Origin of the sequence: Arthrobacter psychrochitiniphilus, assembly GCF_003185915.1 — a bacterium.
Taxonomy (GTDB): Bacteria; Actinomycetota; Actinomycetes; order Actinomycetales; family Micrococcaceae; genus Specibacter; species Specibacter psychrochitiniphilus.
The window spans coordinates 87,099-99,140 of record NZ_QHLZ01000002.1 but is presented as its reverse complement, the minus strand read 5'-3'; the positions used below and the strand labels follow the sequence as shown (position 1 = coordinate 99,140).

The window sequence follows — 12,042 nt, the reverse complement described above, 5'->3', positions numbered from 1 at the left end:
CGCCCGAGGGCCCCCGCCGAATACGCGCCAGCGGATTCAGCGGGGGAGCGGGTGGGGACTAGATCAGGCCCGTGCGCTCCAGGATGACCTTGATCGCTGCGGTTTCATCCGCATCCAAGGGCAGCATGGGAGCGGACATGACGTTGGTCTTAATGACGCCCATGAGCATCAGTGCGGTCTTGAACGCGCCCAAGCCGGCGGCGTTGCCGGATACGCGGCCAGCCTTCGGGGTGTAGACGATGTTGAAGACGTCGGCAATGCGGTCCTGCTCTGCAGCAGCACCGGCCCAGTCGCCTGCGACAGTGAGGTCGTACAGGCGGCGGTAGGCGGCCGGGTCAACGTTACCCAGGCCGGGAACTATGCCCTGGGCACCGCCCAGCATGGCGCCGTCAACAACTACTTCGTGGCCGGTGAAGATGTCAAAGTTGGGGATGTCGCGTGCGGCGATCAGCAGCTGGCGGAAGGAGACGTCATCGCCTGAGGAGTCCTTGACCCCGGCAATGATGCCTTCGCGACCCAGCTCCACGAGCAGGTCTGTGGGCATCTTGAAGTGGGTGCGCACGGGAACGTCATAGGCGAAGACGGGGACGTCCACGGACGCGGCGATGGCACGGAAGTGGCGGCCGTTTTCCTCGGCGTTGCTGATGGCGTAGTACTGGCTGGTGGCGACGATTGCGTTGGCGCCGAGGGACACCATGCGAGCGGCTTCTTCGATCACGCGGTTGGTGGTCTGCTCAACGGCGCCCACCAGCAGCGGGACCTGTCCGGCGTTGACGCCGGCAATGGTGGTCAGCACGGTGTCGCGCTCAGCGTTGGTCAGGTGGGTGACCTCGCCTGAGGAGCCGTTGACAAATAGGCCGCTCACGCCGCCGTCCAGCAGGTGGCGGGTCAGGTTTTCCAGCGAGGGGACGTCAATGGCGCCTTCAGCTGTGCGGGGGGTGCAGACGGGCGGGATGACGCCCTGGAAACGGGATGCGACGGTAGTCACGTGAATTGCTCCAAAATTGTATTGATTGAGTGGAAAATTTGGGGGGGACCGCGCCCAATCGGGCGTGGGTGGGGTTAGAGGTGCAGCAGCGACGGCGCGGCGCCGAGGAGCTTCTTCGTGTAGTCGTTGCTCGGGTTGTCAAAGATTTGCTCCGCGGAGCCCTCTTCAACAATCTGGCCGTAGTACATGACGGCAATGCGGTCTGAAACGTAGCGCACTGTCTGGATGTCATGGCTGATAAAGACCATGCCCAGGTTCAGTTCCTTCTTCAGGTCAGAGAGCAAGTTCAGTACCTGTGCACGGACGGAAACATCCAGTGCGGAGGTGGGCTCGTCCGCCACCATGATGTCCGGGCCAAGCGCCAGTGCGCGGGCAATGGCCACACGCTGGCGTTGTCCACCGGAAACCTGCGACGGCGTGACCTCGGCTGCCGATTGCGGCAAGCCAACCAGGGCCAGCAGCTCGTGGACCTTGGCCAAACGGGAAGCGCCATTACCGATCCCGTGAATCACCAAGGGATCGAGCAGGATGTCCTGGATGGTCATGCGGGGGTTCAACGCTGTTGACGGGTCCTGGAAGACCACGGAAACAGAACGGCCAAACTCCTTGCGCATGGCGGCGTTGCGCTTGATGGCGGGCTTTCCGTGGAACAGCACCTCACCGGAGGTGGGGGTCTGTAGCCCAACAAGAACCGAGGCCAGAGTGGACTTGCCACAACCGGACTCACCCACAATGCCCACGGTTTCACCACGGCTGATGGAGAAGTTCACACCATTGACAGCCTTGACGTAGCTCGGCTTGAACAGGCCACCGGAACGCGTCCGGTGGTGGACGTGCAAGTCCTTCAGTTCAATGACAGGGGTAGCGCCGCTGACGGGCTTTCCTGCTGCTTGCTTGCTCATGAGGCACCTTCCGTATCTGCCCCAGCGGAAACGCTCTGGGCATCTTCGAGCTTGTGGCTGGCCCAGAAGTGATCGCTTCTCTCACCGGCACGGGTGAGGGAGACAAAGGAGAGCTTCTGTGCCGGATCAGCGTCGGGACGCTGGGAACGGCTGGCAAACCGGTCACCGTTGGCAAACTCGCGGGGCGAGGGAACCGTACCGGGGATCTGGTGCAGCCGGACGGCGTCGGACTCAATGGAGAGAACTGCACCCAGCAGGCCACGGGTGTATTCGTGGGTGGGATGTGCCAGCAGCTCGGAAGCCTGCGCGGATTCCACTACCTGGCCGGCGTACATGACGGTGATCTTGTGAGCCAGTGAGGCCACCAGGGCAAGGTCATGGCTGACGAACACCATGGCGAAACCAAGCTGCTCACGCAGTTCGTTCAACAGGTCAACAACCTGCTTCTGAACCGTGACGTCCAAGGCGGTGGTGGGCTCATCTGCCACCACAATCTTGGGCGAGCGGGACAAGGCCATGGCGATCAGTACGCGCTGGCGCTGGCCGCCGGAAAGCTCGTGCGGGTAGCTCTTGAGAGTACGTACGGGATCCAGCTTGACCAGTTCCAGCAGTTCCGCCGGGGTTTTGCGACCGTTGCGGCGGGTCAGCTGCAGCATCTGGTCCTTGATCAGCATGGACGGGTTCAAGGAGCTCAACGCGTCCTGGTAGACCATGGCGATCTGCTCGCCGCGCAGGCCGTCATAGGCCTTGGCTGAGCTGTGCTTGGTGACGGGATCCAGCATTTCCTTCCCATCAAATTTGATGGAGCCGGTGACTTCGGCAGTCTTGGGAAGCAATCCCATGATGGCCAGTGAGGTGATGGACTTGCCACAACCTGATTCGCCCACCAGGCCCATGGTTTCGCCTTCACGGACAGTGAAGGAAACATTATCCACAATGGCTGTTCTATCGAAGCGGCCGGGGAAGCGGATGGAAAGGTTGGTGACTTCAAGGATCACCCGGGCGTCCGGGGCAACCTGGGGAAGGCGATCCCCACGGGTCAATTCCACGGCTTGGAGCCGCAGGAGCTCTACATCCAGGGCGGCGAAGGGGTCTTCGATGGCTGCGCGTGCAGCAGCATCAGCCTTGGCTAGCTCAAGAGCGGCAGCACCGGAACCGTCGTCGTCCTTGACCGGGGCGGCCTTCTTGAAGCGCGGGTTGACCATGGCGTCGGTGAGGCCTTCGGCCAAGATGTTCAAGGAAAGCACAGTCAACAAGATGACAAGACCGGCGAAGGTGGTTGCCCACCAGCCACCCGAGAGCACCAAGTTGCGGCCGTAGGAGATCACGTTGCCCCAGCTGGGATCGGGATCTTGGATACCAGCACCCAGGAAGGACAAGGAGGCTTCCAAGATGATGGCGTCGGCAACCATGATTGTTGCGAACACCAGCACCGGGGCGGCAGTGTTACGAACAATGTGCTTGAGCAGAATATATGCACGGCCTGCGCCAATGACGCGCTCGGCACGGACGTAGTCCTCACCGTATTGGGACAAGACGTTGGCACGCACCACACGGGCAATCTGCGGTGTGTAGATGATGGCGATGGCAATGATGATGGTGGGCACGGAGTTACCGAACGCGGTCAGCAAAACGGCGGCCAGGGCAATGCCGGGGAATGCCATGAGGATGTCCATGACGCGCATGATGACCTCATTGACAGCCTTGGAGGACGTTGCTGCCAAGGAACCAAGCGTTGCGCCAACAATGACAGCCAACGCCACGGAGCCAAGGCCAATCATCAAGGATGCCTGGGCGCCGTACATCAGGCGGGACAGGACGTCGCGGCCAATACGGTCGGTACCAAACCAGTGGATGGCGTTGGGTGCCTGGGCCGGATCTCCGGTCTCGAGCGGATCATGCGGGACGATCCACGGCGCGAAGATGGCCACAAGGGCAATAAAAATCAGGAACAGCAAGGCCAATTTGGAGCCCAGTGTCAGGGCCTTGAAGCGCAGACCTGGCGCGCTTAACCGTTCGGCAAGTTTGCTACGCATGGCTTAGACCGTCCTGATTCGGGGGTTGATGAGCAGGTAAAGGAGATCCACCAGGATGTTCACAATCACGAAGGTCACCGCAATGACCAGGACCACGCCCTGGACCAGGTTCGTGTCGGAGTTGGTGATGCCGTTGAGGATCTGCTGACCCATACCCGGCAGGGAGAAGATCATTTCAATCACGACGGCGCCGCCGAGAAGGTAGCCAATGCGCAGGCCCAACACGGTCACCGGGGTGACAAGGGCGTTGCGCAGGACGTTCTTGGAAACGACCGTGGTGTACGGGACGCCGTTGCCAATAGCCGTCCGGACGTAGTCACGGTCCAGCTCCTCAACCATGGAGGTGCGGACAACACGGATCAACGATGCCGAAACGGGGATTGCCAGGGCAAGTGCAGGAAGGGTCATGGAGCTGAGCCAGCCCATGAAGCCTTCGCTCGGATCTGCGAGCCCGCCGGAGGGGAACCAGGAGTTATCGCCAAGGGCAAACCACTGGATAAGCAAGATGCCCAGCCAGAAAGACGGGGTGGCGATGGCTGCGACGGAGAAGATGCGGATAACTTGGTCAACCCACTTGTCGCGGTACAGGGCTGCGAGAACACCGAAGATAAGGGAGATGACGATGGCGATCAGGACGCCAAGGAACGTCAACTGCAAGGTCACGGGGAAGGCGCTGGCAATGACCTCAGTGATCGGCTTTGCCGGCGGCAGGGTGTTACCGAAGTTGCCCGTGAGGAGCTTGCCTAGGTAATTAAAGTATTGGATGAAAAGGGGATCGTTGAATCCGTTGACTTCGCGGTATTGCTCCAGGGCCTCAAGAGAGGCTCCTTCACCCAGCGCGGCAACGGCGCGGTCACCGGGAGTGAACTGCAGTACTACGAAGACGAGCAGGGTTACGCCCAGGATCATCAACGGTAGGGCTGCGAGCCGGCGTCCCAGCAGGCGCAAAAAGTTTGCCAATGTACTTACTCCGGTTCTATTTGCAACAGCGCAGAAGGGAGGACTGTGTGCTGCATCATAGGAAAGATTATTTCAGGCCGGAGGGGCCGTGGCCTGTGGTAGGCCACAGCCCCTCCGGTCTGGGTGAAACGGTAATGCTATGCCGTGCGGCCAACTCCAATGAAGGAGATGCCCGTGGTGGGCAGCGGTGCGAAGCCGTCGAGCTTCTTAGCGTCCCACGCTGTGGGCAGCTTGCGGTGGAAGATCGGGTACAGAGGAACTTCTTCAGCGATGATGTCTACAATTTCCTTGTAGAGAGCCTTGGCATCGGCTTCGGGAGCGGCCAACGCTGCATCGAGCTTGGTCTGGACTTCCTTGTACTCTGCGGATTCGTTCCAGGCGAAGCGGTTCTTGGCCCAGGTATCGCCACGGAACCACCAGCTCAGCAGGATGTCTGCGTCGTTGCCGAACACGGACGGATCGCCGGGGGCTGCGACAACGTCGTACTTCAAGCCGCCCACCTTCTCCGGTGCGTAGACGGCGGCGGAAGCCAGGGGCTCAAGTGTGGTTGCAACGCCAATGGCATCCCAGTTTTTCTTGATGAGCGGGATAACGTCCTTGACCCAGGCGGTGTCGGTGCTGGTCAGGGTCAGCTTCAAGTCCTTGACGCCTGCACCAGCCAGCAGTGACTTGGCCTTCTCGGCGTCGTAACCGTAAACGGTGGAAGCCAACTGGTAGTTGGGGCTGCCTTCCTGGAAGAAGGAGGTGGCAGCGGTTCCGTTGCCCAGGAGGGCGGTCTTGATGATTGCTTCCTTGTCCAAGGCGTAGTGCAGTGCCTGGCGTACTTCCTTCTTATCAAAGGGTGCGCGGGAGAGGTTGAACATCAAGAACATCAGGCCGAAGGACTGTACGGACTCTACGTCAACCTTGTTCTTGAGCGCATCAACGTCCAGGTAGGGGACGTCCTCGATGGCCTGGACGCGGCCGGACTGCATGGCGGTGACGCGAGCCGAGGCATCCGAGAGCAGGAACCAGGTCATGTCCTTGGCCAGTGCCGGCTTCGGGCCGTTGTAGGCATCGTTGCGAGCGAAGACGATCTTGTCATCCTTGGCTGCGGAAACGAACTTGTACGGGCCGGTGCCGACGGGCTTGGCGTCGAAAGCCACCTGATCGGCGGAGGCGAGGGCCTTGGGAACAACCTTGACCACGGAAATTCGCGGGCCGAAGCCGGCGAATGCGGTGTTCAGCTTGAACTCAACGGTCTTCTCATCAATGGCCTTGACGGAGTCAATGAAGAAGATGAACTGCGCGAACAGGGCCTTGTTGGCCGGGTCCAGTACGCGCTCGAAGGAGTAGGCAACATCTTCGGTGGTGACCGGGGTGCCGTCATGGAACATGGCACCGTCGCGAATGGTGACCTGGTAGGTGGTCTCATCCACCTTCTTGGGATCTTCCTTGGCGAGAGCGTTGTAGGGCTCGCGGGTGGCCGGGTGGAGCTCTACAAGGCCTTCAAAGATGTGCAGGTTGGCGGCCAGCGGGGTTGCGCCCGAGGAACTCATGGGGTCAAAGCCGGTGGACAACGAGTAGGAGATGCCAGCTTCAATGCTGAGGTCCTTGTTAACCGTTCCGGTGTTGGCATTGTCTTTGCTGGTGTCAGTGGAGGAGCCGCAAGCTGCCAGTGTTGCTGTGAAGGCGGTAGCTGCACCAAGGACGCCAGCGGCCTTGAGGAACGTGCGCCGCGACGCCGGGGTCGCAGGCAGGTTCTGAAGAGTATTGCTCATACTGGTGACTCACCATTTCATGTAAGAGTTATCGGATGTAGGACGTCCGATGCTTATAATGAAACTGTAATAGCCATCACACGGTTGGTCAAATGCTTTGAGGTTCCATTTTGGCCTCAGATTTGTCCGCCACGGCGTTGAGCTTGTTTCGGCCCAAAAATCCACTTGCACGGCTGTGCGGGTGGGATTTATAGGAGCATGGTCGGACATCCGATATTCTATGGTCTGGATCACGTGGTCATGCAGCAGGCGTGTTGGCCCCGAGCGGCAGGATTGCAAGGCTCGTGGCAGGGGGCAGGAGGCAGGGGAAAGTCTTTTTCCCGTAAGTTTCGCCAGCGAAGTGATAATTGCAGTTAGTGCAGCGTTAGTTTCTGAGGAGTTTTTGTTGTCCATTTCGATGATTGTGCCCAAGGCCAGGTTCAGTGCACAGGCGCGTCTGCGTGCCTTACAGGCGGACATCATGGAACTTATCCTGGACCGGGACCTAGATTCCGGTGATCCCATGCCCACGGAGAATGAGCTGTGTGAAGTCCTCGGCGTGGGGCGCAATACCTTGCGGGAATCCCTGAAGGTGCTCCAGGCGTTGGGTGTCATCGAGATTAGGCACGGATTTGGCATGTTTGTGGCTCCCAGCAATTTTGATGCCTTGGCTGACGGGATGACCTTCCGTGGCCGCTTGTCACTGCGCCACGAAGGTTTGGAGGCCTTGCAGCTGGTGGATATCCGCCAAGCGTTGGAGGCGGGGCTAATTAGCGAATCAATCTCCTTGGTCAGCCCGGAGCACTTGCTGCGCATTGAAGCCACAGTGGTGAAGATGGAAGAGCTTGCAGAACGCAAGGAACCTTTCACCGAAACTGACGCTGAGTTTCACCGGCTGCTGTTCGAGCCCCTCGGCAACGAGCTGCTGATGAACCTGATGAGTGTCTTCTGGAAGGTCTACCACAAGATCCACGTGGAAATTGGTACTGGCGGGCAGGATCTTCTCAGCACAGCCGCAGAGCACCGGGCCATTTACCGTGCCGTGGCTGCCAAGGATGGGCGTGGCGCTGCACAGCTGCTCAGCTGCCACTTCGATGGAATCCGGGCCAAAATCCGCAAGTTTGTAGAAGCTGAGTAATTCGTAACGGAAAGTGCTCTGCCGCATCTCCCTGAGTCCGGACGCTGGTAGCGGAGGCGGGTGTCTTTTGCCGCCGCCACCGCAGTGCGGTGGCGGCGGCATTATTTGAATCCGGCTAAACCGCAAGCCGCGAAGAATCACTACGCCGCGAAGCACTGCTTGAACGGGCCGGCGCATTGGTTAAACGAAAGAGTCCCAAGCACAAGCTTGGGACTCTTTCTTGAAAGTGCGCGCGAAGGGATTCGAACCCCCAACCTTCTGATCCGTAGTCAGATGCTCTATCCGTTGAGCTACGCACGCATATTTTGTTTCTTTGTTTCTTTGTTGACCCTCGGGCCGTGAATAACTCTAACCCACCTTGGGCGGAGAGTACAAATCGGATAGTCGCAAAATCGCGGTGTTCCCCAACACTAGACCGGTCTAGGTGACGTGAGTCACAAATGATACGGATAACAAAAATTGAGAACCCCGGAAAGACGCGGAAGTTGCTACGGTATCCAGCTACTCATCCCATATCCAACCCCCAGAGGCTCCAAAAAACGCGCCATAGCATTTAGACACCACCTACCGACCCAATGAAGGGACACACAATGGGCAACGCGCCAGTGCAGGAATCCGTTGAGCAGGCTACCACTACCCATGAGGGCCTCGCCGCCTGGGTGGCTGAAGTTGCTGCGCTAACCTTGCCGGAGAGTATCCGTTGGGTAGACGGGTCTGTGCAGGAATATGCCCTGTTGACGGATCACCTGGTGAATGAAGGCACACTGACCCGTCTGAACCCGGAACTGTTCCCGAATTCCTTCGCTGCCTTCTCGGACCCCAAGGACGTGGCCCGAGTAGAAGGACGCACCTTCATTTGCTCCGAAAAGGAGCGCGACGCCGGATTCACCAACAACTGGATGGACCCGGCGGCCATGAAGGAAATCCTGGACGAGAAGTTTGCCGGCAGTATGCGCGGGCGCACCATGTTCGTCATCCCGTTCGTCATGGGCCCCCTTGACGCGCAGGATCCCAAGTTCGGCGTGGAGATCACCGATTCCGCCTACGTAGTTGCCTCCATGCGCATCATGGCCCAGATCGGTTCCGAGGTCCTGCGCAAGATCGAGGAAACCAACGCCTTCTTCGTCCCAGCACTGCACTCGGTGGGTGCCCCGCTTGCCCCAGGTGAAAAAGATGTTCCCTGGCCGTGCAACGAGGAGAAGTGGATTGTGCACTTCCCCGAAGAACGAGCCATCTTCTCCTACGGTTCCGGCTACGGCGGAAATGCGCTGCTCGGCAAGAAGTGCTTTGCCCTGCGGATAGCCTCCGTCATGGCCCGTGATGAGGGCTGGCTGGCCGAACACATGCTGATCCTGAAACTCATTAGCCCCGAAAACAAGGCGTACCACGTTGCTGCAGCGTTCCCGTCTGCCTGCGGGAAAACCAACCTGGCGCTGCTCCAACCCACCATCCCCGGCTGGAAGGCCGAGACGCTAGGCGATGACATCAACTGGATGCGCTTCGGTAAGGAAGGTGAGCTGCGTGCTGTTAACCCGGAAGCCGGCTTATTCGGAGTGGCCCCCGGCACTGGCTGGTCCACCAACCCGAATGCCATGGCCGCCATTGTCAAGGGAAATTCCATCTTCACCAATGTTGCTTTGACGGACGATGGCGGTGTCTGGTGGGAGGGTATGACCAACGAGGTGCCCGCTCACCTCACGGATTGGCGCGGCCAGGACTGGACCCCCGAGACCGGGCGGCCCGCAGCTCACCCGAACTCCCGTTTCTGCACACCCATCGATCAGGTGGACATGCTCTCGCCGGACTACTACAGCCCGGAAGGCGTTGAAATTGACGCGATTCTGTTCGGTGGCAGGCGCAAAACCACCATTCCTTTGGTGACCCAGGCCCGCGATTGGACCCACGGGATCTTCATGGGCTCCACCCTCTCATCCGAGACAACGGCTGCTGCCACCGGAGCCGTAGGTGTGGTGCGCCGCGACCCCATGGCCATGCTCCCCTTTATCGGATACGACGCCGGTGACTACCTCAAGCACTGGATCGATCTCTCCGCCGGTGGTAACCAAGAGCGCCTACCCAAGATCTTCTTGGTGAACTGGTTCCGCCGCAACGCAGAGGGTGGCTTCGCTTGGCCCGGCTTCAGTGAAAACAGCCGCGTGCTCAAGTGGATCATCGAACGGATCGAAGGCAAGGCTGCAGCCGTGGAGACCCCTATCGGCTTTGTCCCGGCCGAAGGGGCACTGGACCTGGCAGGTTTGGAGGTCTCGGATGCGGACATAGCAGATGCGCTCAAGGTGGATGCGGCTGAATGGAAAGAGGAGCTTGCCGGCATCGATGAATGGTACGCCCGCTTCGGCGATTCCCTCCCGGCGGAAATGGCTGCCGAACTCGAAGGCCTCAAGCAGCGCTTCGCCGCCTGACGCCCCAGCATTAAACGCAGGAGCCGAGGCTCCCTCGCGGGCAGTAAGATTTTTTTCGGTCGCTGGGCGACCTTGAAAATCCATCCCCGCTCCGGGAACCTCGGCTCCTGCTTTGATTTTTGCGGTTATGCGGCGGTCCCGGCTAGCCACAAGTCCGGGCCGAACACTTCGTAGTGAATCTTTGTGGACGGGATGCCAGCGTCAATTGCCTGGTTGCGGATGGCCTTCATGAACGGCAGTGGACCGCACACATACATGGAGGCGTTCTCCGGAATGTCCAGGCCCTCCAGGGACATGAAACCCTTGTTGAAGCCCTCCGTGGGCTCTTCAAGCCACAACTGCAGGTTGGCGCTGTCAATGGCGTCAACATCGTTGGTCATCTGATCACGCAGGGCCCAGGCTGCCAGGTTCTTCTCTGCATGGAGCACCATGATTTCGCGGTCTGCGCCGTTCGCGGCAAGGGCGCGCAGTGCCGAGGCGGAGGGGGTGCAACCGATTCCGGCCGTGGCCATGATGATGGGACCTTCGCCGTCCAGGGTCAGGTCACCGGCGGGGTTGGACAGTTCCACGATGTCACCGACCTGGACGTTGTTGTGCAGTACGGGGGAGACCTCGCCGCCGTCGTCGCGCTTGGTGGTGAACACGCGGCGGCTGGTGGAATCCACATCGGCGGAGAGCGAGTACTGGCGGCACTGGAGCAGGCCATCCGGGAGGGCCAGTTTCACGGAAACGAACTGTCCGGGGCGGGCCACCGTGACGGGGGTGTCATCAGCTGGCTCAAGGACGAAAGTCATGGAATCGGTGCCGGCGGCGTTCTTCTCGATGACGCGCCAAGGCATCCACATCTTGTCATTGGCCTGCTGGGAGTAGAGGCCCTTCTCGATCTTGATGAGGGCGTTGGCCATGAGCCAGTAGACCTCGGTCCAGGCTTCGGCGATCTCGGCGGTGATGACATCGGAGAGCTCTTCGGCGATGGCTTCGAATAGGTACTTGTACACAATTTCGTACTGGTCCTCGGTGATGCCAAGCGTGGTGTGCTTGTGGGCAATGCGGCTCAGCATGGTCTCGGGAATTATGTCAGGGTTAGCCACGAGTGCTGAGGCGAAGCCTGCGATGGAACCGGCCAGGGCCTTTTGCTGCTCACCATTGTTCTGGTTGGCGCGGCTGAAAAGTCCGTCAAGGAGTTCGGGTCGGGCAGCGAACATGCGGCTGTAAAAGTTCGGGGTGATGGCGCCCAGACGCGAGCCAACAAGCGGCAGCGTGGCTTCGATGAGGGGGCGCGATTTTTCCGAAAGCATCTTTACTCCTTGGGTTGTGTCTTTGTGACAGATCCAAAGTAGCATTTTAAATGCGAGTTTAAATTCCACTTTTCTACGCGCTGTAGAAAAAGCCTGATTTGGCGGGGGTTAATCCGGACGTGATGTGCTTAACGTCACGGGCACCGGGCCGGTGGTGGTGGTCCTGGCGAGACTGTAGATGGTCACCTCGTCTAGTGACACGTAAAATGCTTCGCGTGCGTGATTGAGCACGCCGCGCAGGCCGCAACTATGCGCCATGGGGCAATCGCCCATGTCCGTTTGGCATTGTGCAACGTCGCCATGATCGTCAAGGATGCGCAGCACCTTACCTACCGTGGCTTGTTTGCCTTCAGATGAAATGCGTACGCCGCCGCTGCGCCCACGAAGGGCTTCCACCAAGCCCATTTGGCGCAATTTCAGGACAGCCTTGCTGACATGGTTGTAGGGCGTGCCCACGGACTCAGCGAGTTCACGCGTGGTGGGAAGCTCATCCTCTGGCAGAGAGCACAGCACCATCAACAGGCGCAGGCTCACGTCAGAAAAGCTATTAATACGCATGGA

The 12,042-nt window shown here is 59.6% G+C and carries 9 protein-coding genes and 1 tRNA gene; 2 read left to right on the top strand and 8 right to left on the bottom strand.

Annotated features, from left to right (window positions below):
• Positions 1-58: 58 nt before the first annotated feature.
• From CVS29_RS03800 to CVS29_RS03780, 5 genes are all read right to left on the bottom strand, one after another.
• Positions 59-988: a dihydrodipicolinate synthase family protein gene (locus CVS29_RS03800; RefSeq protein WP_110105027.1), complete on the bottom strand. Its 930-nt coding sequence runs from the start codon at positions 986-988 to the stop codon at positions 59-61.
• Between the two features lie 74 nt (positions 989-1,062).
• Positions 1,063-1,890, bottom strand: coding sequence for an ATP-binding cassette domain-containing protein (locus tag CVS29_RS03795; RefSeq protein ID WP_110105026.1), 828 nt, complete (start codon positions 1,888-1,890; stop codon positions 1,063-1,065).
• Positions 1,887-3,926, bottom strand: a complete 2,040-nt coding sequence (locus tag CVS29_RS03790; protein WP_110105025.1) for a dipeptide/oligopeptide/nickel ABC transporter permease/ATP-binding protein — start codon at positions 3,924-3,926, stop codon at positions 1,887-1,889. Before CVS29_RS03790 ends, CVS29_RS03795 begins: the two co-directional genes overlap by 4 nt.
• Before the next feature lie 3 nt (positions 3,927-3,929).
• The gene (locus CVS29_RS03785; RefSeq protein WP_170120886.1) at positions 3,930-4,886 is read right to left on the bottom strand and encodes an ABC transporter permease; all 957 of its coding nucleotides are present in this window, start codon (positions 4,884-4,886) and stop codon (positions 3,930-3,932) included.
• 137 nt (positions 4,887-5,023) lie between these two features.
• Positions 5,024-6,646, bottom strand: coding sequence for an ABC transporter substrate-binding protein (locus CVS29_RS03780; RefSeq protein ID WP_110105024.1), 1,623 nt, complete (start codon positions 6,644-6,646; stop codon positions 5,024-5,026).
• A gap of 397 nt (positions 6,647-7,043) precedes the next feature.
• On the opposite strand from CVS29_RS03780, the gene CVS29_RS03775 reads away from it, so the two are divergent.
• Positions 7,044-7,763, top strand: coding sequence for a FadR/GntR family transcriptional regulator (locus tag CVS29_RS03775; RefSeq protein WP_373366708.1), 720 nt, complete (start codon positions 7,044-7,046; stop codon positions 7,761-7,763).
• Positions 7,764-7,990: 227 nt separating this feature from the next.
• On the opposite strand, the gene CVS29_RS03770 is transcribed toward CVS29_RS03775, so the two are convergent.
• A tRNA-Arg gene (locus CVS29_RS03770) sits at positions 7,991-8,063 on the bottom strand.
• Positions 8,064-8,353: 290 nt separating this feature from the next.
• On the opposite strand from CVS29_RS03770, the gene CVS29_RS03765 reads away from it, so the two are divergent.
• A complete protein-coding gene (locus CVS29_RS03765; RefSeq protein WP_110105022.1) occupies positions 8,354-10,183 on the top strand; it encodes a phosphoenolpyruvate carboxykinase (GTP) in 1,830 nt (609 codons plus the stop codon).
• Between the two features lie 125 nt (positions 10,184-10,308).
• Here CVS29_RS03765 and CVS29_RS03760 read toward each other — a convergent pair whose 3' ends face one another.
• Together CVS29_RS03760 and CVS29_RS03755 are read right to left on the bottom strand one after the other, a co-directional pair.
• Positions 10,309-11,481, bottom strand: coding sequence for a globin domain-containing protein (locus tag CVS29_RS03760; protein WP_110105021.1), 1,173 nt, complete (start codon positions 11,479-11,481; stop codon positions 10,309-10,311).
• A 108-nt stretch (positions 11,482-11,589) separates the two neighbouring features.
• Entirely contained in the window at positions 11,590-12,039 is a 450-nt protein-coding gene (locus CVS29_RS03755; protein WP_110105020.1) for an RrF2 family transcriptional regulator, read from the bottom strand.
• Positions 12,040-12,042: the final 3 nt, after the last annotated feature.